General features: G+C 44.4%; 19 protein-coding genes and 2 pseudogenes. 10 read left to right on the top strand and 11 right to left on the bottom strand.

All coding sequences use genetic code 11. The features are described 5' to 3' along the window. Window positions 1-83: 83 nt before the first annotated feature. On the bottom strand, window positions 84-1214 hold the full coding sequence (locus tag AB4503_RS06215; protein WP_017092875.1) for an HlyD family secretion protein: 1131 nt from the start codon (window positions 1212-1214) through the stop codon (window positions 84-86). Next, window positions 1214-1609, bottom strand: a complete 396-nt coding sequence (locus AB4503_RS06220) for a DUF3302 domain-containing protein (RefSeq protein WP_372113987.1) — start codon at window positions 1607-1609, stop codon at window positions 1214-1216. The genes AB4503_RS06215 and AB4503_RS06220 overlap by 1 nt, the downstream gene beginning before the upstream one ends. A 250-nt stretch (window positions 1610-1859) precedes the next feature. On the opposite strand from AB4503_RS06220, the gene AB4503_RS06225 reads away from it, so the two are divergent. Continuing rightward, window positions 1860-2762, top strand: a complete 903-nt coding sequence (locus AB4503_RS06225; RefSeq protein WP_017061876.1) for a DMT family transporter — start codon at window positions 1860-1862, stop codon at window positions 2760-2762. 32 nt (window positions 2763-2794) lie between these two features. Here AB4503_RS06225 and AB4503_RS06230 read toward each other — a convergent pair whose 3' ends face one another. From AB4503_RS06230 to deoD, 4 genes are all read right to left on the bottom strand, one after another. After that, window positions 2795-4375 carry a diguanylate cyclase domain-containing protein gene (locus AB4503_RS06230; RefSeq protein ID WP_372113989.1) on the bottom strand — a complete coding sequence of 527 codons (1581 nt, stop codon included), beginning with the start codon at window positions 4373-4375 and terminating at the stop codon, window positions 2795-2797. Continuing rightward, window positions 4375-5844 (bottom strand): hypothetical protein, encoded by a 1470-nt coding sequence (locus AB4503_RS06235; RefSeq protein WP_017064248.1) that lies wholly within the window; start codon window positions 5842-5844, stop codon window positions 4375-4377. Before AB4503_RS06235 ends, AB4503_RS06230 begins: the two co-directional genes overlap by 1 nt. A 186-nt stretch (window positions 5845-6030) precedes the next feature. Continuing rightward, on the bottom strand, window positions 6031-7500 hold the full coding sequence (locus tag AB4503_RS06240; protein ID WP_017064249.1) for a lactate dehydrogenase: 1470 nt from the start codon (window positions 7498-7500) through the stop codon (window positions 6031-6033). Window positions 7501-7582: 82 nt separating this feature from the next. Beyond that, window positions 7583-8293: a purine-nucleoside phosphorylase gene (deoD, locus tag AB4503_RS06245; protein ID WP_017061880.1), complete on the bottom strand. Its 711-nt coding sequence runs from the start codon at window positions 8291-8293 to the stop codon at window positions 7583-7585. A gap of 346 nt (window positions 8294-8639) precedes the next feature. On the opposite strand from deoD, the gene AB4503_RS06250 reads away from it, so the two are divergent. After that, complete coding sequence (locus AB4503_RS06250) at window positions 8640-9614, top strand: L,D-transpeptidase family protein (protein WP_029235850.1); 975 nt, start codon at window positions 8640-8642, stop codon at window positions 9612-9614. Window positions 9615-9771: 157 nt separating this feature from the next. Here the strand turns inward: AB4503_RS06250 and AB4503_RS06255 are convergent, their stop codons facing one another. Beyond that, complete coding sequence (locus AB4503_RS06255; RefSeq protein WP_017061882.1) at window positions 9772-10038, bottom strand: Lpp/OprI family alanine-zipper lipoprotein; 267 nt, start codon at window positions 10036-10038, stop codon at window positions 9772-9774. Between the two features lie 361 nt (window positions 10039-10399). Between AB4503_RS06255 and AB4503_RS06260 the strand changes: the two genes are divergently transcribed. Continuing rightward, entirely contained in the window at window positions 10400-11731 is a 1332-nt protein-coding gene (locus tag AB4503_RS06260; protein ID WP_017061883.1) for a DEAD/DEAH box helicase, read from the top strand. Between the two features lie 133 nt (window positions 11732-11864). Here the strand turns inward: AB4503_RS06260 and AB4503_RS06265 are convergent, their stop codons facing one another. Beyond that, window positions 11865-13112, bottom strand: a complete 1248-nt coding sequence (locus AB4503_RS06265) for an SGNH/GDSL hydrolase family protein (RefSeq protein ID WP_372113999.1) — start codon at window positions 13110-13112, stop codon at window positions 11865-11867. A 478-nt stretch (window positions 13113-13590) separates the two neighbouring features. On the opposite strand from AB4503_RS06265, the gene AB4503_RS06270 reads away from it, so the two are divergent. Further along, window positions 13591-14532, top strand: coding sequence for a lipase family alpha/beta hydrolase (locus AB4503_RS06270; RefSeq protein WP_372113992.1), 942 nt, complete (start codon window positions 13591-13593; stop codon window positions 14530-14532). A 37-nt stretch (window positions 14533-14569) separates the two neighbouring features. Beyond that, window positions 14570-15477: pseudogene (locus AB4503_RS06275) on the top strand (lipase secretion chaperone). 140 nt (window positions 15478-15617) lie between these two features. Here the strand turns inward: AB4503_RS06275 and AB4503_RS06280 are convergent. Next, window positions 15618-17261 (bottom strand): methyl-accepting chemotaxis protein, encoded by a 1644-nt coding sequence (locus AB4503_RS06280; protein WP_372113994.1) that lies wholly within the window; start codon window positions 17259-17261, stop codon window positions 15618-15620. A 480-nt stretch (window positions 17262-17741) separates the two neighbouring features. Here AB4503_RS06280 and AB4503_RS06285 point away from each other — a divergent pair, with 480 nt between their 5' ends. From AB4503_RS06285 to AB4503_RS06305, 5 genes are all read left to right on the top strand, one after another. Next, window positions 17742-18563, top strand: a complete 822-nt coding sequence (locus AB4503_RS06285; RefSeq protein ID WP_017064254.1) for a phosphate ABC transporter substrate-binding protein — start codon at window positions 17742-17744, stop codon at window positions 18561-18563. A gap of 111 nt (window positions 18564-18674) precedes the next feature. After that, window positions 18675-19604 (top strand): phosphate ABC transporter permease subunit PstC, encoded by a 930-nt coding sequence (gene pstC, locus AB4503_RS06290; protein ID WP_017064255.1) that lies wholly within the window; start codon window positions 18675-18677, stop codon window positions 19602-19604. A 15-nt stretch (window positions 19605-19619) separates the two neighbouring features. Further along, a complete protein-coding gene (gene pstA / locus AB4503_RS06295) occupies window positions 19620-20483 on the top strand; it encodes a phosphate ABC transporter permease PstA (protein ID WP_017064256.1) in 864 nt (287 codons plus the stop codon). A 90-nt stretch (window positions 20484-20573) separates the two neighbouring features. After that, the gene (gene pstB / locus AB4503_RS06300) at window positions 20574-21323 is read left to right on the top strand and encodes a phosphate ABC transporter ATP-binding protein PstB (protein WP_004737715.1); all 750 of its coding nucleotides are present in this window, start codon (window positions 20574-20576) and stop codon (window positions 21321-21323) included. A gap of 336 nt (window positions 21324-21659) precedes the next feature. Then, window positions 21660-23804: a GGDEF domain-containing protein gene (locus tag AB4503_RS06305; protein WP_372113995.1), complete on the top strand. Its 2145-nt coding sequence runs from the start codon at window positions 21660-21662 to the stop codon at window positions 23802-23804. A gap of 69 nt (window positions 23805-23873) precedes the next feature. Here the strand turns inward: AB4503_RS06305 and AB4503_RS06310 are convergent, their stop codons facing one another. Together AB4503_RS06310 and AB4503_RS06315 are read right to left on the bottom strand one after the other, a co-directional pair. Further along, a complete protein-coding gene (locus tag AB4503_RS06310) occupies window positions 23874-25553 on the bottom strand; it encodes a BatD family protein (protein ID WP_372113997.1) in 1680 nt (559 codons plus the stop codon). A gap of 2 nt (window positions 25554-25555) precedes the next feature. Then, window positions 25556-26025, bottom strand: a pseudogene (locus AB4503_RS06315) (hypothetical protein); the annotation flags it as partial.

A 26025-nucleotide genomic window follows, 5' to 3' on the forward strand; every position in this document is an offset into this window, starting at 1 on the left:
ACTTTACGGGGTCACTTCAAGATCTGGCTTTTTCATTAATATTAACAATGTGTTAAGTGGTTTTCTCTTTGTTCCACTACAGTTTAGTGGTCAAGGTATAGATAATTTTGCCAACTCTTCATACGAATAAGCACTTTACGCATAATAGATACATGAGTGAAACTGTCAGAATAAACGGCAACCTCGACTGCAGTACCCATAGGTAAATGGTAGTCAGACAGATCATCAGTGATGCTCAATTTAACAAACACACGACCACTGGTACGCAAGGCATCAGTACCTAGAAGCGCGCCTCTAGCTTGAAATTGGCTCTCACCAATAGCTGGAATCACTTCATCAATACGTCCTTTAAATACTTTTCCTGGCAATGCTCTAAATAGGAACTCAGCTTCGTAACCCGGTTGTAGGCGCTGTAGCGAGTTTTGTCTAAATGCAGCGGTATAGAACTGCTCCTCTGTGTGAACAAACGTCATCACGGGAGCTAAAGGAAGTGGAACTGCCATTACACCCGGGCGTAATGCTAGTTGCGTAACGTATCCGTCAGTGGGAGCTCGAACCACGGTTTGTTCTAAATCAAACTGAGCTTTACGTAATTCAGCCAATAAGCTTAAAACCGCTGTATTCTCGCCACCTATTTCAGAGTCCAAGGCGATCTTTGTTTGTTCTAGGTTTGCATCTGCAACTTTCACGGCCGCTTCCGATGCTTTGTAAGCTTGTCTGCGAGTATCCAATTGTTGCTCGGTAAAAGCGCCACTGTCGTAACCGCGCTTGTAACGAGAAAACTCACGTTGGGCTTTATCTCTTTCCGCGATGGCTTTGATTTTTGCAGCCTCTGCTTCAACCACTTCAGATTCCATTCCAAGAGCACCTTGGCTTGCTTCTTTTACCTTGGCTTCTAACCTTGCGACTTCAGCTTCGAATGGAACTGGGTCTATTTTGAAAAGAATATCCCCTTGCTTCAGAGGTTTGTTTGCTTCTACTGGCACTTCGATAACTTTACCCCTAACGCCTGAAACGACTGGCGTTGTTGAGTAAACTTGGTTACCGATTTGTGTAAATGGATGGTTGTAGTTCATTAGTAGAATTAGGGTACCTACTATGATCACACCTCCAAGTACGGCAGTAGGTACTGTCCATTTATTTAGCGGTATATTGAACACCTTGAAAATAGTGATACAAAGCGCCGCATAGGTCATTATCAGCAGTAAATCCATTACTTAGCCTCCTGATCTTGAACGTTGTTTGTCTCTTCCTCTGGACTGCTTTGCTCAGCACCTGCTTGCTTGAGCTGTGCGATTTCTTCCTGAAGAGTACTCACTTGATCGATGAGAATATCGACGCGATGATGAATATCGTGTTGTTCTTCTTCTAATTTAGCGAAGCCCCAACCACGATCTTTGCGCCATAATGTTGCCCAAATCCAAAGAAATGGCCAAATAGTATGTAAGGTGAATAGGCTAACCCAGCCTGAGACGTGAATAGCATCTTGATGAGGGTGATTGCGTTCTTTCGCAATTTCATAGGGAATATCGTGAATAACGATGATGCCGTAAAAGATTACTAATGCTACGAAAATAAGTAGGCCGAGCGCAAAGTAGTCTAAAAACATAACAGATCCTTGTAATGTTAGATATTAGTTATAAATATACTACGCTATCATCCAAGTAATTGTTATAAAAATGATTTACTGAGTTATAAATAATGAGTGTTCGCTTCTAATGTGAGCAAAACCATTGACGAATCTTATAAAATCTCATCGCGTTTGAAGAGGCTATTTCGGCTTTCTGGTTGGTATTTTAGCTGAAATGATGACAGCTACGATTCTAAATGACGTGCACAACCACAAAGGATAAACACGGATGTATATAGGTGAATTGGCGGCTATTGGTGCTGCGATTGTGTGGGCGTGTGCGACATGGATTTATGGACAGTTTGGTCATCGCTTCTCTGCGATGCAATTGAACATTGTTAAGGGTGTAGTGGCGTCAGGGATGATGTTGCTGGTGATGCCTCTTATTCCGATGCCGGAGTTTGAACTGAGTACCAACCATTTTCTGATATTGGCAATTTCAGGTGTGATTGGCATTGCGATTGGAGATAGCGCCTATTTTGCGGCGTTGAAAAGAATCGGTGCCAATAAGACGCTGTTACTGGAATCTTTAGCCCCGCCTCTTTCTGGTGTGCTGGCATTAATGTTCCTGGGCGCTGTATTGACAGTGCAAAGTTGGCTCGGTGTCGTGATTACAACACTAGCGGTGACCTTCGTTGTCTTCCAGCCATCAAAATCGGCGAGCGGTGAATCGAATAACAAAGCGCAGTGGGGTGGCATTGGTTATGGGCTTGTGGCGAGTGTCTGTCAGGCATCTGGTGTGGTTATTTCTCATTACGCGTTAGTGGCGGGTGATATTCCACCATTGTTAGGTGCTTTGATTCGCCTGACGATTGGCGTGTTTGCTGTGATGCTGATTATCCCTTTCGTTGAAAAGAAGCCGTATTCATCGATAAAAAGAGATTTATGGGAAATGACCAAGCTCGATAAACTGTGGTTATTAGGAGCAATCTTTGTCGGGACGTTTCTCGCTCTATGGCTTCAACAAGTGGCGTTGAAGAATGCTAACCCTGCGATTGCACAAACGTTGATAGCGACCAGCCCGGTCTTTATTTTGGTGATTTATGCGCTGAAAGGGGAGAAGGTGTCAAAGCAAAGTATCATAGGCACACTTGCCGCCCTTGCTGGTATTTCTCTGTTCTTTTATCAATAAGCAGTTGGCCTAAGCTACAGAGCTATATGCCACTACTCTGTACACACTTGATTACGGCCGTTGGCTTTAGCTCGGTATAGCGCTTTATCCGCACGGTAGAAGGTGCGTTGAGTATTCTCTCCGTCACGATGCAAAGTGATACCAATACTCACGGTCAAACCACGCTCCCCAAGTATTTCATGCCATCCAAATTGGAAGATGCGCTCTCGATAATTTTCAGAGTGCATTTCTGCCTTCGGAAGATCAGTGTTCTCTAGAATGACGAGGAACTCTTCTCCACCAAATCTGACACATGACGCGCCTCTAAACTTAAAGTATGAACGTAGCTCTTGAGACACACTAACAATCGCTTTATCGCCCACTAAGTGACTCAGTTCATCATTGATAGACTTGAAGTGGTCAATATCAATAACCATCAGCGCGAAAGAGGTATCGTGCAGCAGCATGTCTTTCAGTTTCACATCTAACCAGCGGCGGTTGTGCAACCCTGTTAATGGATCTGTGAATACGTCTTGTTGAAGCTGAGCCACCGCATTCTTGTGTTGTTCGGTTGTCTCTTTGAGCTCTTTGTTCTCTTGTTCAGAGAGAATGAGTTTGAGTTGTAACTCAAAACGAGACAGTCGGCGTAGCTGGCTTGCACCGAGTTCACTGATCGGGATCTGCTTCATCAGATCGGTTTCAATTCGGTAGCCTTTTTTCTCATAGCTTAGAGCTTCTTGAAAACGGCCCTGATTCATACATACATCACTCAAAGAGTCATAGAAACGCTTTGCAAGCACTGGCGATGAGTAGGCTTTTACACGTTTGTCTGTGCTCGACAAAATCATGCTCGCATAGTCTTGCTTTCCAGTTGCACTTAGGCAATGTGCTAACTCGAGGCGAGTCATGGTCGCAAGCCAGCTTGCTTGAGTGCTGTTGGCTGGGTATTGAACCTTTGAAAGGCAACGTAGCGCTTCTTGGTATTTCTTCTTAGCACGAAGTACTTTCGCTTGGTAGAGCAATATTTGAGCTGTGAGCAACTTGTCACTGACCAAAATACTCAGTTCTTCGCACTCATTCAGTAAATCGCTGGCTGCTGTAATGCGATTGAGTAGAAGTAGGCTTGCTACCATATGCAGCTTGAATTTGAGGCGAAGTGAGCGACTGCTTATCGCATGGTCTATGCTGCTGATTTTTTGGTAGTAACGAAGTGCTCTGTTGTGATCGCCATAGGAATCACACAGGTTGCCCATGCCTAAAATAGCTAATACATACTCATCGATATGACCGTGTTCAACCGCGATAGTCGACGAACTGACGAATTCATTGAGTGCTGAGGTGTAATCACCAGTTTCAACTAAGCGGTCACTTAAACTGGTTTTGACTGTCAGAATATCTTCGATATCGGCAGGAAGGTGGAGCAGATCGAGTGCTCGTCTCAACTCTTCGATACTGGTTTGATTTTGTTGTAACTCGGCACGGTATTCAGAGCTAATGATATAGCAGTGCGCTTGCTCTGTTTGCGTTGTCGAAACGTGCTGACGAATGTGGTTCCAGAAGATGATCGCTTCTTCACCTGATACTGATGAAGGGTCTAAACCGGCGTCTGTGATCTTGCTTAATAGAGTTTCCATTATTCTATTACCTCAGCATCGTCTTCTTCGAGTTGTTCAAGCGTGAACGGGAACGTCAAAATATCATTGAGGCTGACGCTTGGTTTCGAACCTTTTAATCCTTTTCTATGCCATGGATAGATATCGAGCATGGTGCTGAGAGTTTGGAAGGTTTGCTCTGCGGCTTCGCCTTTTTCGGAAAGCATAAGGGCCACACGTTCAGAACTTAGTCTTGCAATGAAGTCATTCTGGTTACATAAAGCATGAGCAATCTCGGTGCAAACATCTAAGTAATCAGTATCGACATGATGGAACATAATGATGCTGTGGTTCGAGCGTTTAAGCTCTGTCTTGAACAGCACCAACTTTTCCCACCAAAAGGTTTCAGAGACAACGTAAGAGAGGTGCTTTTCAGGATCGTACTCGTGCTGACCGCGAATACGGTTAATCAGTTTTCGTGCTCTCTGTTCAAGCTGGCGTTTTGAACTGCGCGCTTTATCTAACCCAACACGTGTCGTTTGCTCTTTGAGCATGCCGATAGAATATTGACGGTACTTTTTAAAGGCGACGAGCGCGGCTTGGAAGTCTTGGTTTTCTTCCGCTACCAAAGATTGTTGGTAACAGATTTGGCTTAGCAACTCGCCATTATCGAACTCGTTTGCGGATTGCTCAGCGAGCCTCAGTAATTCCGCCGCTTGTTCTGGTCTTTTTCTCAGGAGCTCCAATCTAGCTCGGCTGATGTATGAGTGCGCTTTCATCCAAACTAGGTTGTGTTCAACTGCCAGATTGTGCGCTTTGGCCGTGGCGCGCTCTGCGTCATCTAAGCGTTCAAGACCAAGAAGTGCTAAGCCTCGGAAGTCCCACACCTCAGCATGCCAAGTGTTATCTTTATGGTCTTTTAATGCTTCTTCTGCACCGTCTAATACCGACAGCATTTCAACATAGTTGTTGAGCAGGTAGTAATCCCACGCGAGCAGTATTCTGGCTTTACCCTCTAACCAACCAATACGGCTGTTGTTAGCCACTTTCACGGCAAGTTGGTGGGTTGAACGTGCAAGTTTATATTCGTGGGTCATCCGCCATATATTACCAAGGCCAATGAGGCATTCAATTTGAATTTCGACTTCATCAACCAATGCGGACTGCTCTAAGGCATTGATCCAAAACTGTTGGGCGGAGTAATACTTGGCTTGTCCCCAGAACTGGAGCGCGTGTAAATGGAGGATTTCAGGGAGAAAAAGGTCGGTATCTAGTCGGCTTTGGCGCTTGTAGGCTTCCTTGATGTACTTTAAACCTTTTTGGTAATCCATCAGGTTCCAGCTACATCTTGCCATTAACATTAATGACTGGATGGCGCCCTCTTCAAACAGAACTTGCTCTGATCGGACTAGGCACTGCTGGGCAACCTCTAGGATCACCGATGGCTCAGAGTCGACACGAGTTTTAAGTTTTTCTAATTCTGTTTCAAGAAGGTACTGATTTTTGTCCAAGACTTACATCCATGATTATCGAACATATTGATAACACAATCATTATAAGAGTGTGATTTGAGATAAGCACCAATTATCTTTCCTAGAGCGTCAAAGGAACATCGATCTTTTCTAATTATGGGTGTTACCTCATGTTGTTGCTTTAAAATCAATGAGTTCCCGAATAATTACCTAGAGGCTTTGTTGCTATGAAAGTAGTTGCTTTAGAGTTAATGGCAGCTCTGCTACGCCTAAGCGCTGTGCTGCCGTGAGCCCTTGCTTATCTTGGTAGCACAGATTGTGCCAAGCTCTAAATATGTCGAGCAATGGAAGAATGCCCCCAGGACGAAGCTTACGTCTGGGCTCATTAATAAAGCTATCAAATAACAGCTGAAAGCGTTGTTGATAGAACTTAGTTTGTTGAATTGAGGCCGTGTTAAACCACTGTTTTGGTTCTGGATTGTTACCGGTTAGGTAGCAGATACCTTTCTGGTTATCACCTTGATTCGCAATAGCCCAGCGATCGCGCCACCAACTCATGTGAACGATGTCGATCTTTTCAAAACTTTGATCGTCTTGCCAGCCTGAATCTTCCTCGACGTACATAAGGTCAATATTTTGACTCTGAATACGCGGCAAACATACGCTTAAAGCGGCAGATCTTAGTAATGGATCTTGTGGCATATAGATGGCGACATGCTTGTCTTCGTTACACATATCCAACACATGTAAGAAGTGAGCATAAGAGGTATAAGGCGGTCGAATGAGTGCGCCTTTTGAAGGGTAGCTAAATGTGGTGAGGTTACCCATAGGGTCCTCAACGTTACCTCTCGCAAGAATCACTTGGTATTGCTGTTCAATGCGCTCTTTTAGTTTGTCAGAGGGCTGAGGCAGTTCGAGATTTGCTTCTGAAGAGTGCTCTTTGGATACAAATCGTGCCACATCATCATAAGGGTTATGGTCGACGTTTCCTGATGGTTCTTCATTTTGAGAGTAGTTAACGTGTTGGCAAAGTATATAGCCAGAATGCGCCTCGCCCGTCGCTATCCACACCACACCGTTGTTACTTTGTGGTTGCAGACGCTGGTAGTGAGATGCGAACTCGTAATCTTTCGCATGGTTAACCCATCGTGCATCGATCATCGCTAATTTACGACGACAACGGCTCGCGATATGGTCAACATGATCATAGAAAGTCTTTGGGTTGATCTCTAATTTTCGGCAGATTTCACGTACGGAATAGCCCATGAACAGTAAGCCCATGAGGTTCTCTTGAAATTGGAGTTTTTTATTGGATCCAGACCATTTATCAACGAAGGTTGTTTGGCAGTCTTTGCATCGATAACGCTGCCTGTCGCCACTGTAGCCGAAGGCATGATAAAGATGTTTATGGGTATGAACCGATAAGCCGAAGTTATCGCAATCATCATTACGACAAGCAGGGAGCCCGTCGCTGTGAAGTTGTCTTAGGCGATGAAGTTCGCTTAACACTTCACGATTGTTAAGTAAGGGGGGGAAAGCTCCACATTCACGACAAACCATCGCTGGACGCTTAGGGTTCGCGTGTTGCAAAACATACCGTTTTGCATCGCTCAAGCCAAAGTTGTCACACGCCAATGTTTTACAAAAGTTGAGTTGCAAACCATCCGCATCTTTTGGCAGCTTGTCGTTAGACACGATCTCCCCCTCGGGATTATTTGAGCAGCCAAGCGAGCCTGGCTGCGGGGTAACGCTTTTCAATGTATCTTTTATCAAATCGTTAGATGTTGATTGCTGTCTCTAGAGCAACTTTCATCATGTCGTTGAAAGACTTTTGACGCTCTTCAGAACTTAGTTTTTCACCACGGATGATGTGGTCAGATACTGTTAGGATAGTTAGTGCTTTAGCACCAAGGTCTGCAGCAACGCCGTAGATACCAGCCGCTTCCATATCAACACCTAGGATGCCTAGCTTTTCCATTTTTTCGAAAAGGTCAGCTTCTGGAGTGTAGAAAAGGTCTGCAGAGAATACGTTACCAACTTTAACTGGAACTTCTTGTGCACGAGCTTGGTTTACTGCTTCTTCTAGAAGACCGAAATCAGCGATAGCAGCGAAGTCGTGGTTGTTGAAACGAATGCGGTTTACTTTTGAGTCAGTAGATGCACCCATGCCGATAACAACGTCCATTAGTTTAACGTCGTCACGTACCGCGCCACAGCTACCTACACGAATAACGTTTTTCACGCCGAACTCAGCGATTAGCTCGTGTACGTAGATGCAGCATGATGGGATACCCATACCGTGGCCCATTACAGAAACTTTCTTACCCTTGTAAGTGCCTGTGTAGCCAAACATGTTGCGAACGTCACAAACTTGCTTCACGTCATCAAGGAATGTTTCTGCAATGTATTTTGCGCGAAGCGGGTCGCCCGGCATAAGTACTGTTTCTGCGAAATCACCAGCTTGAGCATTAATATGAGGTGTAGCCATGGTCGTTCTCCAAAGTTTAAACGGTAATTATAGGAACAGGATTTAATCAATTACCGATTCTGTTGAATTGAATTCGTTTTGTTGAGGCAATATTAGCGAGTTAGAACGTGGCTCCATGAGACTTTAGTCACAAAACAGGTCTGCCATTATAGTTTTATTAATATTGATAACTAAATCTGTTGAAAGCGTAAAGGCAATCGATTTTGTATGGGTTAATTGCAAGCGAATGAGAGGAAAAGGCCCACACATAAACTTGTTGTCTATCAGTTTCGAGACAACAATACGTTGTAGAGACGTTTGATCAGAGATAATCTAAACTTTGATAAAAGACAAACCAAGGATTTGTATGTCGCATTGCGCTAACTCGACGCCTTTGCCGTCAATGAAAACACGACTTCACAGGGCGGTGTCGCTTGTTGTAAGAACTACTTTGCTTGCCAGCGGGATAGCTTCATCGTGGGTGTCTGCTGCAACCTTTGAATTGCCACCAACGGAAAGCCGCATTGTGGGCAGAATCCAGCAGCATGAAGTGGCGGCGGGCGAAACCTTGGCCATCATTGCCAAGCAATACGATATTGGTTTTCTCTCTTTAATGGCAGCCAACAAAGGGGTGGATCCTTTTCTTCCCGCGGAAGGCTATGTGTTAAGCATTCCAAGCCGCTTGATTTTGCCTGACACCCCAAGAAAGGGGATTGTCATCAATCTTGCTGAGTTAAGGTTGTATTACTTTGAGCCTGAGAAAAATCAGGTGCATGTTTTCCCTGTCGGCATCGGTCGAGTGGGGCGTGATACTCCCGAGATGATCACCAAGATAAGCCAAAAAAGACCGAATCCAACATGGACGCCACCAAATTCAATCCGCAACGAGTATCTTGAAAAGGGCATTGAATTACCGAGAGTGGTTCCTGCCGGGCCGGAAAATCCATTGGGAGAGTACGCTTTGAGGCTTGCTTATGGCGCTGGCGACTATTTGATCCATGGTACAAACAAGGATTTCGGGATAGGTTTACGAGTTAGCTCTGGTTGTATCCGAATGGAACCTAAAGACATTGAGTGGCTGTTTGAGCAAGTGAACCGTGGTGAACAGGTCACCATTATCAATGAGCCGATTAAGGTGTCATTAGAGCCTGATAGAAGTGTGTTTGTAGAAGCGCACGAGCCATTAACTCGAAGTGATGGTTCAAAGAAATCATTACAGATCCCTGTGGAACTAAAATGGTGGCTTGAAGACGCAGAACTGCCAAATTCAAAGGCGAAAGCGGTTATCTTTGCTCAAAACGGCGTACCTGTAGAGATAGCACCACCTGTGATTGAGTTTTAATTCGATTGCCTCTTCTGCAACAAGGGGCGGTTTTATCTTGTTTACTCGCATTAGTGTCACCCAAAAAAAGCACCACATCCGATAAGAAGTGGTGCTGTCTATATACTGCTTTTTGCGACTTATTTAATCTACAGCTTAATCGCGATTAGATCTCAAACTACTTAGTGTAAGACTCAGCGATGTTGTCGATGCGTTCGTTAGCACGATCCGCTTCTTCTTTCGCTGCCATAGCGGCTGCTTCTGCTTCTTGAGCCTTCATTTCTGCGGCTGCTTTGTCACTCTTAAGTGCTTCAACTTCGCTTGTAAGTTGAGCCACTTGGTTAGTTAGTTGATCCATTTCTGACACTGCAGCTTCTTCTGGTTCTGAAGAACAACCGGCTAAAATGAAAACTGATGCTGCAGCTGCGATTAACGTCTTATTCATAAGAACTCCTTGCTTATTTATCATCAAAAGATGCGCTATACATTCTTTATCATATAGTCGCTTCATTAATGATTGTAGCGACTAATTTTTTAACTGCAAAAACAATAACTAAAGAAATTGCTAAATTTTTGAGTTAATTAGCTAAGTATCACGTTGTGTCTCATTTATGAGATGAAGGATTTAGAGACGACTTGAAGGTGTTTTTGGAGAGCTATCCCTTTGCTAGCAATGCATACGTTGTTCTAGCTAAAGATAGATAAAGGGATAAATTTACTGTGATCTCTATCCTTATAAAGTACTTTCGCGGTATCATGTCACGTTAAATTAATTTTATTCAATACCATCATGACTGGAGAGTCCTTTGCACTTTAAAGATTTAGGCTTAGATAACCGCTTACTGAAGAACTTAAAACATTACGACTTCAAGAAGGCGACAGAGATCCAATCAAAAGCGATCCCTGTTGCTATTGCTGGTAAGGATCTATTGGCTTCATCAAAAACGGGATCAGGAAAAACATTGGCGTTTGTGTTGCCAATGATACATAAAGCATTAAAAACAAAAGCGTTTTCTGCTAAAGATCCTCGTGGTGTAATTTTGGCTCCTACTCGTGAGCTAGCGAAGCAAGTTTACGGCGAACTGCGTAGCATGCTTGGTGGTCTGTCTTATGAAGCGGCGCTTATCTTAGGTGGTGAGAACTTTAACGACCAAGTTAAAGCACTGCGTAAGTACCCTCGTTTTATCGTTGCGACTCCAGGCCGTCTTGCTGACCACCTAGAACATCGTTCATTGTTCCTAGATGGTGTTGAAACGCTAATCCTTGATGAAGCGGACCGTATGCTTGATCTGGGTTTCGCTCCAGAACTTCGTCGCATTGCCAATGCAGCTAAACACCGTCGTCGTCAAACGTTGATGTTCTCTGCAACGTTAGATCACGCTGAAGTAAATGGCATTGCAAATGAAATGCTAGACGCACCTAAGCGTATCTCTGTTGGTGTTTCTAACGAGCAACACTTAGATATCACACAGAAATTCTACTTATGTGATCACCTAGATCACAAAGAAGCGATTTTAGACCGTGTACTGGAAGAAGCTGAATACCGTCAGGTAATGATCTTCACAGCAACACGCGCTGATACTGACCGTTTAACAGATAAGTTGAACGAGAAGAAGCTTAAAGCGGTAGCACTGAGTGGTAACCTAAACCAAACGCAACGTAATGCTATTATGAGCCAGTTCGAGCGTGCGGTTTACAAGATCTTGGTAACTACCGATGTTGCTTCACGTGGTATTGATATTCCAAACGTGAGCCACGTTATCAACTTTGATATGCCTAAGCATACGGAAGAGTACGTGCACCGTGTAGGTCGTACTGGCCGTGCGGGTAACAAAGGCGATGCGATTTCTTTGGTTGGTCCAAAAGACTGGGACAGCTTCAAGCGTGTTGAACTTTACCTTCAACAAGATTTGACCTTCTCTGTACTTGAAGGCCTAAAAGGTAAATTCAAAGGCATTAAGCCACGTAAACCTGCGTTTGCTAAAGGCGGTCCTGCTAAGAAGAAGACCAACACTCAAGCGAAGAAAACGCCGAAGAAACCAGTTAAGCGCGATAAGAGCTTCCACCAAAATGTGGCCGTGGGTGATACCGTGTTTATCCCTAAGAAGAAAGTCGCACCAAAAGTGGACGACGAGTAATCACCAGCCAGTTTTAAAGCGTTTGCTAGTAAAACTGACATAAATAAAAACCGCCAATATTAGGCGGTTTTTTTGTATCTGACTTTTGTGCCTAAGAGGTGCTGCCTCAGGTTACGGAGTTGCTCTAAAGGCTTTAGAAATCAAATGTTGAGAATGAAAAAGCTAGGATATGGTCGGCAATGTATTTGTGTGTGGCGGTGGTTGGGTGCGTCACGCCCCAGAATACATAACTGTCTGAACCATAGGTCGCACAATCATTAGTTAAGCTGTGGCTTCTTAAATAGTCCGCGGCTGAGCTTCGATTGATATTAAGACAAGCATCACTCGCGTTTCGAAAGCCATGTTGTTCTGGGTTATCGGTAATGCTGGCGAACAACGCACTTGCATCGAACAACACCACGTTTTTCCCTATACCTTGGTAATACTCGGCTTGAGCTTTGATGAACTGGTTGAATTCTAAGATCTTGCCACGAACTTTTATTATCTCTTGTTCGGTAGAGTATTTGAATTGAGGGGCTTTGGTTGCATCGGGTAAGGTGAACAGCAGGATATTGTTCGCACCAGATTCTGTTAAGCGGATCAGCGCGCTGCTAAAGTCAGCCTTTACATCGGCGACTTCTCGGTTGTAATTCATGAAGTCATTGAGGCCAAACTCTAAAGTAAACAGTGAGTTTTCCGGACGATAGTTTTTGGCGACTTTCATGTAGGTCAGATAAGAGGTGACTTGATCATAAACACCAGTCAATGCCACGTATTGGTTGGTACCTGCGGCGCCACCCACAGCCCAGTTATACAGAGGGACATCTTTCGCTTTTGCTAAATACTCCGTCCAAACCAAACCGTTTGAGAAGTGCCCCAGAAACCATGAATTCGCATTGGGGAAAACCCATTGAGATCCGTTAAATAGATTCCCAGTATCAGAAAGGCTATCACCAAAAGTAACAATGCGATTAATGGTATTGGCTTGAATTACGTTATCGTTGGTCCAGATTGAATGGTTGTAAGAGAAGCGATTGTTTGCGGCAAAATAGGTGATGTCAGCGACGTCATGTTGGATGTCGAGCGTCTCTTCACAGCGTTGTTTGATTTCAGATTGCGGGGCATCGCTGTAGAACATGTTTTTGAATGAAACGGAAGACCACCAATATCCCCTGATCGTGTAATAGTCCCCGTTTTCTTTTTCAGCCCATTTCCAATCGGTAGCGGCGGAGTCATGCGATGCATCGGTTCGATACCAACATCGAACGTAAGAGTATGTTTCTGAGCCTTGCGTACTCTGCACTTGAGCGGATGTTATAGATTCAGGTGTTGGTATTGGATCTTCAGCGGAATAAGCACCAAAAGGCATGGTTAACGCGAGTATTAAAGCCGTATTTTTCATCATTGTGTTCTCTTTTTTATTTTGAGGTGAGCCAATGGAAACGTTGTTGCTTGTTGATAAGTGAATAACTATATGACTGGTACGACCTATACGGAAAATTAATAATTCACGTCAATATATTCAAACTATTGGAGTGTCATTACTGGTATAAATATCAAATTTTCAACGGGTTTATGGTTGATAAATAACGGTTTAAACGCTTGAACGTTTGTCATTGAGCTTTTGAATTTTGAGAATGTTAGGTTGATATTTTAATTAGTTTATTGGAAGTGCGAGTTCATGCGATTACGTTAAATATTAATTTAATCAATTAGTTAATTTCTTGGCTTTAGGTCTTAATCTGTTTGTGTTGATGTTAATCACTACTGTTTAATTCCAGTTCAATCTCACAAATATCAAGTTGCTATTTTCTGTTTTATAAAATTATCAACTACGGTCTTTTACTCATCAGAGGTCTAATCTGTTTAAGGAAAGAGCATTGAAAAAGATATTAATTTGGACGATAGCTTGTCTATCCAGTTTTGGTGCCTATGCAGGAACGAGCGCCTCGGCACTAGAAGTCAGCGGATACACTGAAACGAAATATCCCATTGTGCTGGTACATGGCTTGTTTGGTTTCGATACATTGGCAGGCGTCGACTATTTCTATGGCGTACCGGAATCGCTGACCAAAGATGGCGCGAGCGTATACGTCGCTCAGGTTTCTGCGACCAACAGTTCTGAAGTTCGTGGCGAGCAGTTACTGGCTCAGGTTGAAACACTTTTGGCGGCAACTGGAGCGAGTAAGGTGAATCTGGTTGGACACAGCCATGGTGGACCGACTGCACGCTATGTGGCATCAGTTCGACCTGATCTTGTTGCATCAGTGACAAGTATTGGTGGCGTTCATAAAGGCTCTAAGGTGGCCGATTTAGTTCGTGGCACCGTACCTGAAGGCTCAGCCACAGAGGGTATTGCGGTCAAACTTGCTGGTGGATTGACTACGCTCATCAACCTGTTATCTGGTGGAACGGATCTTGACCAAGACGGTCTCGCATCTCTTGAAGCTCTTACGACAGAAGGTTCGCTTGCGTTCAATCAGTTTTACCCTGAAGGCGTTCCAACATCTGAGTGCGGTGATGGTGAATGGCAAGCCAATAACGGCGTTTATTACTACTCATGGACAGGGTCATCCACTTTTACCAACCTTCTTGATCCTACTGATGGAGCAATGACAATCCTCGGCTTAGCCTTCAATGAACCGAATGACGGGCTAGTGGGGGCGTGCAGTGCACACTTGGGCAAAGTGATTGGTGATGACTATAAAATGAATCACCTAGACGAAATTAATGGGTTGCTTGGGATTCACCACCTCTTTGAGACCGATCCTGTGACACTCTATCGTCAACACGCCAATCGATTGAAGCTGGCCGGCCTTTAGGTGCCTACCCATTTATTAAGACCTTAAGGAACACATAATGAAAAAGACCGCCATTTTGTCGATAACCACGATAGCCCTGATGAGTACAGCGGCGGTCTTTTTGTATCCAACCTTTTTTCCAGTAAAGACAGACGAGCCAAATTCAAAAAAAAAATAGAACAAAGCGCCTCCTCTTTGAAGGCAACCTCTCAACAAGATACCGAAATCGATGATGCATCAGCCAAAGACATGATGGAATATTTCGTGTCAGGCAATACAGAACTAACCCTCGAAGATATTCGTGGCAACGTGGCAAAACATCACGAACAATCACAAAGTGCCGTTGTCGATGAAGCATTGTTTGCCAAATACCTTGAATATAAATCGGCACTGACCTCGTTGGATGTTCAGTTCGACACTACATCAATCTCAGCCGAAGACTTACACGCACTTAATCAAGCGTTACTCGATCTCCAAGCTCAATTCTTTAGCCAGAGCGAAATAAGCATTCTGTTTACTCATGACAATCGCATGAGAGAAATTGCTTTAGAAAAGTTACTTCTGAAACAAGAGGGCTTAGGTGAGCAAGACTATCAACAAAGGATGGATGCTTTGATGTCAGAACAGCCTGATTACGTTCGAACGAGCCATCAGAATCAGGTCTTGCTGCAACAACTATCAAGCTCTGAGGGGCTTGAACAACAAGATAAATACTTGCAGCGAAATGTACTTGTCGGTGAAGAAGCTGCGCAAAGGCTTGAAGCGCTCGACCAACAAAGAGCCCAATTTGAAGAGGCTTTGGAAGTTTACCAAGTAGAACGAAATGACATTCTCAACGATGCTGCGCTGTCACAGATAGAGCAACAAGAAACGATCGCTGATCTTAGGGTCGCACACTTTCCTTCAAAGCAGATTCGAAGAGTAGAAGCGATAGAAAGGATCTGGGACAAAGATCTTGGTGAGTAGGTTTGCTGAGCCAATAAAGTCTCTATTCAAAATAAAAACCAGTCACGAGTGACTGGTTTTTGTGTGTATGGGGGTTACACCTTGGTCTTTATAGCTTAAATTCTAAGCCTAAGCCTAAGCCTAAGCCTAAGCCTTGAAACTTATACCTTAAAATAGTCCAACTGCTGTTTCTGTTGTTCAGCTAGGTTAGAAAGCTCGTGGCTTGCTGCAGCGGCTTGAGTAATTCCGGTTACGTTTTGGCTTACTAAGCTGTAGATGTTGGAAATATTGCGGTTGATGTCTGACGTCACTTGGCTTTGCTCTTCCGCTGCCGAGGCTACCTGAGTGTTAATTTCCGTCATGTCCGTTACCGAGTTGGCAATACCAGAAAGAGCCTCGCTTACTTCAGCGGCAAGTGTTTGGTTGTGCTCTAGCATCGCCAGTGAGCTGCTCATGCTCTCGTTCGCATTGCCAGATTGAACCTGCAAACCTTCGATAATGGTTTGGATCTCTTTGGTTGAGTCTTGAGTTCGTGCCGCTAACATTCGAACTTCATCAGCAACCACTGCGAAACCACGACCGCTTTCACCTGCACGAGCGGCTTCGATTGCTGCGTTAAGCGCCAGCAGGTTAGTTTGTTCAGAGATACTTTGAATTACCTCAATCACTTTACCAATCTGTTCAGAGTGCTCTTTTAGCGTGCCCACAACATTTGCAGCTTCGCTTAGCTGAATCGCCATCTGTTCGTTAGCTTTGTTGCTTTCATTAAACAAGCTCATGCTGTGTGTCGCCATTTCGTCAGCTTGCTTAGACGCTGAGTCGGCTTGTACTGCGTTCTCATTAACGTGTGCTGCTGTGCTTTCCAATTGGTTCACAGCAGAAGCAACTTGCTCCACCTCTTGCTTCTCTTGGTCTGAGTTAACGCTGGACTGTGTCATTACAGCCGCTAGCTCTGTCGACGCAGAAGCCACTTCGATACTGATTCGAGACAGCGAGCTTACCGTGTCACGCAGCTGTTCAACAGACTGGTTTACGTCTTGCGCTAGGCGTGAGATTTCGTTGTCGCCATACTCTTCTGCTTTAACTAACAAGTTACCTTTTGCTACTTCCCGCATCGTTTCTTGAATGTTGCTGATCGGCTTAACAATGATACCAGCCAGCGTCCAACTGATAATTAGAGCTACAGACAGGATCACCAACAGTGCAATGGTCGCAGTAGTCAGCGTGCTAGCGTGTTGCTGGCCGTTGATGTCGACCTCTTGAGTGGCAAGCAAGTTCAGCTTTTTAGACAGAGTATTGATCGCTTGCACCATTTCATTACCCGCATGTCGGTATTGGTCGATTGCGATCTGGTAGCGGTTTTCAAAATCTGAAGATAGTGATGCATCGCCGTGTTTCGCTCTTAATAGCGGAAGCATGGTGGTACGAGAAAAATCGACATAGTGATTCATCGCTTTGTTCATCGCGGCCACTTCATCTTGCATGCCTGGCACTGTGTCTAATGAATTCAGTAGGCGAGTATTCTGATCGCGTTTTCGGTTTAGTGTTTCAACCAATGTTTTTACGTCATCAGCATTGAATAGACTGTAAATCGCTTTGATGCGCATGCCATAGCTGTTGTCGACGATTTCGCTAAGTTCTTCTTTATGTAAGATTAACTGGTCGGTTGCTACTGACACATCTTTGAATGCACTTTCTAGTTTTTCACCACCGATAATGACACCGGCTAAAAGTAAGACAACGGAAAATAGTACGGGTATAAGAATTTGTATTTTGATTGATAAGCCACTGAGAAGTTGGCGCATGTAATGTCCTTCTTTGAATAAAATAAAAAGATGAGAATTATTATTATTAGAATTAGTTGGCGATTCTAACTAATGAGACTGACAATTCAATCAGTAAAGGCTTTGATTTCGTTATATGCGATAGGTATTTGATATAGATGGTTGTTTATTGTTCTAAATGGCGATAAAGGTGGATCTTTTTATCCATCGTGTTAGGGCTACTTGATTGATAAATAGAGAAATATATTGGTTAGTGTTCGATATAAATAGGGAAGGAAATCTAGCTTTTTGGTGCTCAAACGATGGTGAGACCTGCATTCACTAACTGCATCTGATGGGTGCGCGACTATCAATTCATCGAGTAGGAGAGAAATTAGCCATTAATTTGTAGTTGTCATATAGGCTTCAATTAAGTGAAACACAACTGTCACATTCGGATTCTAAAGTAGGCCTCGTTCAAGCAAAACATTACGGCAATAACGCCACTAAAGGAAATTTGTGATGAAAAAGACAGTTATCGGTGCAATCGCACTACTAGGCGCTCTAACAGTGAATACAGCTTCAGCTAAAGAAACTATCTCTGTAGTTGGCTCTAACAGTGCTTCTCCACTGGTTGAAGTTTTTGCAGAAACCTACATGAATAAAGGCGAACCAGTGTTCATCGAAATTCAAGCACCAGGTTCTTCTGCAGGCATCAAAGCAGCAAAAAATGGAAGTGCTGACCTTGGTATCTCTTCTCGTGACCTAAAAGAAGAAGAGAAAACAGCTGACCTGAAAGAGCTAGTTATCGCTCGTGACGGTATCGCAGTTGTTGTTAACCCGAACAACGAAGTATCTGCTCTTACTGCTGAGCAAATCACTTCAATCTACAAAGGCGACATCACTAACTGGAAAGATGTTGGCGGTGCTGACAAGCCAATCGTAGCAATCACTCGTGATACTGCATCAGGTACACGTGGTGCATTCGAAGACATCATGAAGCTTAAGAAGAAGATTGGCGATAAGAAAGTATCGGCTATCTCTCAACGTGCTCAAGTTGCAAACGGTAACGGCGCACTTAAAGTTTCTGTAGCAAGCAACCCATACGCTATCGGCTTTATCTCTCTAGGTACAGTTGACGAATCTGTTCAAGCTCTAACTATCGACGGCGCTGCTGCGACTGTAGACAACGTTAAGAACGGTTCTTACAAAGTTGCTCGTCCATTCCTAGTTCTTTACAAAGCAGGCGCTCCAACAGCTGAAACTCAACAATTCCTAGATTGGATGGTTGCAGATGAAGCTCAAGCTATCGCTGGTAAGAAAGGCTACATCACAGTTAACTAATCTTAACTGACTCAATCTTAATTATTGCTCAGCCTGCTTTAGGCTGAGCCTTTTCTTTCAACTTTGTTTATTTCGAGCTCTTATTGAGCCACAAAGTTTGAGATTTTATATATGACCATCGCAAATAGTGAAAAGCTTATGAATACTGAAGCGACTCAAATCAACAAGCCAAGTCTACGTGCTAAGAAGCGCATCGACTGGAGAGAAAGAATCTTCCACGGCTTGTTCTTATCGAGTGCTGTAATCGGCATCGTATCACTAGCCGTTATCGCTTACTTTATCGTTGCAGAGAGTATCCCTGCATTCCAAGAGGCCGGTGTTTCTGGCATCGTTCTGGGTGTTGACTGGTTACCTCCAGCTCTATTCGGTGTTGCAACTATGATTGTTGCATCGATTGTTTCGACACTTGGAGCTGTAGTTGTTGGTGTACCAGTTGGTGTATTAACCGCTATTTTTATTGCTGAGATTGCTCCAAAGCGTCTTGCAGATATTATTCGACCAGCAGTTGAGCTTCTAGCGGGTATCCCGTCGGTAGTTTACGGCTTCTTCGGTCTAGTAATTATCGTTCCAATGATTCAGAACGTTTTCCAAGTACCAGCGGGTAACACTATCCTGGCGGGTATCATTGTTCTGGGTATCATGATTCTTCCTACCGTTATCACGGTTTCTGAAACTTCGATTCGTGCTGTACCTCGCACATACAAAGAAGGTTCACTTGCACTGGGTGCTTCGAAAATCTACACGATTTTTAAGCTACTCGTTCCTGCTGCACGTTCAGGCATTATGACTGGTGTGATTTTGGGTATCGGCCGCGCACTTGGCGAAACGATGGCAATCATCATGGTTATGGGTAACGCGCCAGCAATGCCAGAAGGCATTTTGGACTCTGCTCGTACGCTAACAGCAAACATTGCAATTGAAATGTCTTACGCAAGTGGCGTTCACGCTAACGCACTGTACGCAACAGGTGTTGTACTTCTAGTGTTCATCATGATGTTAAATGGTGCTCTACTTTATCTTAACCGTGAAAAAGCGAAGTAGGCGAGGATAAGTAATATGGATCGCGTAAAACTAAAACAAGCACGTCAAACCAAAGATAACATCCTAAAAGGTTTTATCTGGGCAGCTGCAGCTGTAACCGTTGGTTTCTTATTCTGGATTATTTGGTACATCCTATCGAACGGTCTGCAATACGTAGATTGGAACTTCATCACTGACGATTACACTCGTACTGGTGAAGAACGTGGTATTTTCCCAATGATCATTGCCACGATCTACATGGTAATCGCATCGATTGCGGTAGCCGCGCCACTGGGCATCATGACGGCGATATACTTAACTGAATATGCGAAAGTAGGTAGCCGATTGGTGAAAGTGATTCGATTCTGTACTGAGTCGTTAGCTGGTATCCCATCGATCATCTTTGGTCTGTTCGGTATGACCTTCTTTGTTTCGATTCTTGGTCTTGGCTTCTCGATTCTGTCGGGTGCACTAACGCTAAGTATCCTGATTCTTCCTGTAATCATTCGTACTACAGAAGAAGCATTGATGGCAGTGCCACAAACTTACCGCGAAGGCTCATACGGCCTTGGCGCTTCAAAAATCTACACTATCTGGCGTTTGATCTTACCAAGCGCAATGCCAGGTATCTTAACTTCGGTCATTCTTAGTATTGGTCGTGTAATTGGCGAATCAGCACCTGTATTTTTAACAGCAGGTATGGTGGCACGTGTTCCTGAGTCGGTATTCGATTCTGGCCGTACACTAACGGTTCACCTATATAAGCTGACAACAGAGCTATTTACTATCGATGAGTGGAACCAAGCCTACGGCACGGCGACAGTCCTAATCGTACTGGTTCTCTTGATCAACATGGTTACAAAACTGATTGCGAGACGCTTCAACACGGCAACTTACTAAGCTCATTAGCTGGCTCATAAATAAAGCGAGCCCCCGTGATAAAGAAAGCATCAAGTTAGACACGAATTTAAGAATTTAGAGATTACGAACATGAATAAATTTGATATTGAGAACCTAGATCTGTTTTACGGCGACAACCAAGCGCTTAAATCTATCAACCTGCCAATTCCAACTCGCCAGGTTACTGCTCTGATTGGCCCGTCTGGCTGTGGTAAATCAACACTATTGCGTTGTTTGAACCGCATGAATGACCTAATTGAAGGCGTTACGATTAAGGGTAAGCTGGATATGGATGGCACTGACATCTACGGTAATATCGATGTCGCTGACCTACGTATCCGCGTAGGCATGGTATTCCAAAAGCCAAACCCGTTCCCAATGAGCATCTACGAGAACGTGGCATACGGCCTACGTGCTCAAGGTATCAAAGACAAAAAACACATCGATGAAGTGGTTGAGCGCTCGCTACGCAGTGCTGCACTGTGGGATGAAGTAAAAGACCGTCTTAAAGCGCATGCATTTGGTCTGTCTGGTGGTCAACAACAGCGTCTATGTATCGCACGTACCATTGCAATGGAACCAGATGTAATCCTGATGGATGAACCAACATCGGCTCTAGACCCAATCGCGACACACAAGATTGAAGAATTGATGGAAGATCTGAAGAAAGACTTCACTATCGTTATCGTAACGCACTCAATGCAGCAAGCGCGTCGTATCTCAGACCGCACGGCTTTCTTCCTAATGGGAGAGCTTGTAGAGCATAACGAAACCAGCGTTATCTTCAGTGAACCAAAAGATGATCGTACTAAAGGTTACGTAAACGGTGACTTCGGTTAATCGACGATTTACGTGTGGTATTTAAGCGATTAGATACCTTTACACACTAACTGAAACGCAGGTTAGATAATCGAATAGAACAACAGAATTATCACTATAACTATAAGCGATGGAAGTTTTGCCCCACTATAGGTGGGGCTTTTTTATGTGTCTAAAGAAACCCCAATGTCGATGTGATTTTGGGCAGAGAATCCCATTTTTGTCGTCCTTCTCATGCTTGTGATAATGTTAAAGGTGAAACTGCGACCCGCTTAACATCTCATTTTCACTTACATTGATTGCATATCAAGCCTTCTGTATTTTTGCTTTATTCTTAATCGCCAATGGAAGGAAGCTGTGCCTGTTAAAGCCTTTGCAAAACAAATATCTGCGACACGCGACCATCGTCTGTTGGCTGAGTCTCTTTTTGACTATCTGGTTAAGGTACTTACTCCAAAAGGGATAGGAATATTTGCTGAACCGACGCCGGAGAGCGACGCATTACCGCTTTTTTCTTATGGCGACCTAACCTCATTGGCGAGCTACCCCTCTACATTTTGGCCGTGGGTCTCACAGTTTGATACCGCAGACGGGATTTTGCCAATGGCTATCAACACCTGCAAGTGGGAACACATGAAAGTGCTTGGTGGGGAGTCGTTTATCATGATGCTCGACAACGCACCTGCCTCCAGAACTTATTTAATTGTTCAAAATTGCAATGCTGAGAAGGTTAATCAAACCTTTGACCAAGATCTTGATGTGTTACAGCTCGCGGCTGCCCGTTGGCAATGTATTCGTGCCGAAAAGAACGCGGCGCTAGAAATCAAACACAGAGACACACGTGAAGCTCAATACTTAGATGAGATAAAGTTACGTGAGCTGTTTGTAGAGAACATGAAGCTGGTTCATCAGGTCGCGCTTGAGCTTTCTAACCCTGAGTCACTCGATGCTTTGTATAAAGCATCGGTTGAGGCTGTGCGAGACAGGTTAGGGTTTGATCGTGCGATCTTCATGTTGCTTGATATGAAAAAGCGTTGTTTCAGCGGCACTTATGGCACTGACGAAGCGGGTAAAACCAACAGTGAACACCACACTCAATACGATTTGCACCAACTTGAAGCGGAATACATTGAAGCGCTGTCTGATAACCATACTAATCTAGTCATCATCGATAATGCGCCCCTGTATACAGAAGGTAAGGTGGTCGGGCAGGGGTGGAATGGCATGCTTATCTTGCGTGAAGGCGACAAACCTGTCGGCTGGATCGCCATGGATAACTACATTCATCGCTCACCGATTACTAACTATCAAAAGCAGATGCTTGAGTCTTTTGGCTCTTTGCTTTCTCAAATCTATATTCGCAAGCGCCAAGAGCAGAACATACGTATGTTGCACTCGAGTATGGTTGAGCTGTCCCGATGCGATAGCGTCAGTGAAGTCTGTAAGTCCGCGGTTAGTTTTGCGATTCAACATCTAGGTATCGATCGACTGGCTGTTTTCCTAACAGACAAAAAGTGCAGTTACATGCAAGGTACTTGGGGCACTGACATCAAAGGCGATATTGTCGATGAGTCCTATTATCGCTCTGAGCTGGTGGAACGTGACATTGTAGCCGCAGCTCGTGCTTGCCCTAATCAAGTTGCCTTTGAAGAATCAGTTCCTATCTATCACGATTTCAATATTGTGGGAGTCGGTTGGACGGCAATGACCATGCTCACCACCAATACGGGTGAGCCGATTGCGTTTATCGCTGCTGATAACTTGTTAACACGCAGCCCTTTAACTTCCCAGCTTCGCGAAGTAATTCGTATCTTTGCCTCTAGCCTCGCAGAGGTGTTGCAAAGAACCATGGCGCAAGAGGAACTGAAAAAGCTCAATGAAACATTGGAGCAAGAAGTCAGTAAGCGTACCCAAGAGCTAGAGTTGGCGAATGAGCAATTGGATATCATTTCTAAATTAGACCCACTGACGCGCCTTGGAAACCGCCGTATGTTGTCGCAGGTTCTAGAAGACTTGAACGGTGACGATCAAGGTGCCTTTGCCTTACAGAACGAAATTACATTTGGCTTGATTCTTGTCGACCTCGACCACTTTGGTTTGTACAACAGTGTCTATGGTCATACTGAAGGGGATGCGGCTCTGAGGACGGTAGGTGAGATACTGAATGCCCATGTTCACAATGATAAAGAAACCTTCTGCCGGATTGGCGGAGAGGAGTTTATGTTGTTGATGATCGGCACCCATCACTCTGAGACCAAGCGGCGAGCAGAGTCGATCAGAAAATGCATTGAAGAGGCGAAGATCCTCCATTGTGAAAGCAGTACTAGTCAGTATTTAACTGCGTCTGTCGGGTATGCATCGATAACTTCTGATCAGCATCAGTTCGATTTTGATTTGTTGTATGGCAAGGCAGATAAAGCCTTGTATCAAGCCAAAGACTCGGGGCGAAATCGAATTGTTTCTGCCTTAAAACGTAAAAAAGTCACAGCCTCTCTTTCTTAAAATAAAGGCCGTTGATCTCAAGATGATCAACGGCCTTTGTGTTTTACTGTTCTTGATGAACAGCGTCGACTAAAGATTTTCTAGCGAACTATTATGCTTTTTACTCGCAACTCTCTTGGGCTTCTTCACCGTTTTGATTGCCAGCTCAGGGCTCCATGTTTGGGCTGGTGAACCGGCTTCACCATAAAGGCTTTGGTTTAGCTTGGTGAGTTCGGCTTCAACGGTTTGTAACGTCTCATCACTTAGATCTGTATTTTCAGATTTCCATTGCTCAAATAAGGTTCTGGTCATCACGCCATCTTTCGTTCTTAGAGCTTCAATAAGCGCTTCTGCGGTATCTGATTGACGTTCAACAGTGTGTGTTGGTTTTGTCGTTACACTGCGGCGTGACCAGAAGTAGAATGCCAATGCTGAGCTGATTAGCCACAAAGCTGCAAATAGGGCGGTGAGATAAGGCCAGATCCCTGGGCTATCCACAGTAACAACCGTCGGGCTTACTTGTTGGGCGGGCGTAGCAGTAACTGGTGGAGTGCTTGACGCTGCGCGATCACTTGCTTTTACCGCTAACTCTAGCCCCTGCGCTTTGCTGGTTTGTTCTGATTGCAAATCGGTGTTAAACCAAGCTTGAGACACATCAGGAAGCGAGATATTTCCAGCCTCTTTCGGAATCAAGACTTGCTTGTAAACAACGACAGCATCACCTGACTGAGTTGTGCCAAATCGCGGCTTCTCTTCATAAACACGTACCGAATTAGGGTAGGTGATATTCAGTTTTGGCAGTTGGTGTTGCGTTAAGTTGCTAGCCGTCATGGTGATGGTACGAGTTAACGAGTCACCCGCTTCCATTTCAATGGTTGGGTTGTCGCCTTCTAAACCATTACTATTTCCCAGTTGATTGCCTTGGCTATCGGACCATTGTTGAATCAGTTTGAAGTTTGATGTTGGTAACCACTCACCTTGGTAGCCTTTTGGTACGTCCTTCACAGTTACATCTAAGATTTCACCGGGCGTGTCGAGCTGGAAAAGGCGCGTTTTGCTTGAGTTGTTGGTTGAGTAAACAACGGCTCCAGTCAGCTTCGGTCCGTTAAGCTTAAACTGTCCGGCCTTTTGTGAAGAGATACGGAAAGACTGTTGAACTACCGTCACCTCTTGTCCATTGAGAACATCTTGAAATTGCTTCGATTCACCAATAGGTTCCACATCTAAGCCCGGCGAGCTCGGTGGCGCAATTTTAGGATCTTGCAGCCTTCTTGGGTCAGCTTTGATGATGAGTTTTACATCAAGCTCAGCCACTTCTTCTGGGTACAGCGAGTTCTTGCTGAGATTAAGCTGGAACTCTGCCATATCATGTTGAGTTGGAGCGGCTTTGTTAATTGCAACATTGATGGTGATAGGCTTGGTTTTTGCCCCTTCAATATCAAAACTCGGGATTTGCAACTTACCCAAACGCAGTGGAGCAAGGCTAATGTTCCATTCACTTGATACCGAACGGCTGCCATTGACGATTCGCATCGACGACCCAAAGTTTGGTGTGCCAACATAGAAATCCTGCTGGAGCGCTGTTAGATCTAGAGCATCAGAGGAGACCTTTTCATCGGTTGCAACTCTAAGAAGGAACACTTCATCTTTGGTGACACTGTTATGTGAAACGCTCGCCACGGCGTTTGCAGCCAATACTGAGAAGGACGAGAAAGCTCCCAACAACAATGTTAGGAGTACGGATAAAAATGGCTTGTTTAAAAATCGCATGGTTACCACTTTTTGTTCTGGTTGTTAGGAGCACTTTTTTGTCGTGCTTGTAAAATCATTTGCGCTTTAAGCAGTTGGCTCGGGTCACGGGCGCTTTCTACTTGCTCAAGTTTTCGCATGTCAGGGTCGCTCGACAGAGGTTGATCTGAGGTTTGTGCTACAGCTTGCTGACTACTTTGCTCACCATCTTCTTTTGAAGCTTGTTGTGCGCTAGCACTTTGAGGTGTAGCGCCTTCTTGGTCACTCTGTTTCGGCTGATCACTGTTACTTTGTTGCGTGGCTTGCTTGTCGTCTTGTTTAGACTTTTCAGAGTCAGAGTGATTTTCAGGTTGGCCTTGAGATGAGTTTTGGTCTTGGCTACCGCGTTGATCTTGGTTACTGCTTTGATCTTGCGACTTGCCATTGTCAGCGGAGCTTTGTTGTTGATCCTGAGAGCTTTGCGAAGAATCATTTTGCTGACCTTGCTGACCTT

It is taken from the genome of Vibrio sp. 10N.222.55.B11 (assembly GCF_041473705.1).
Lineage (GTDB): Bacteria > Pseudomonadota > Gammaproteobacteria > Enterobacterales > Vibrionaceae > Vibrio > Vibrio crassostreae_C.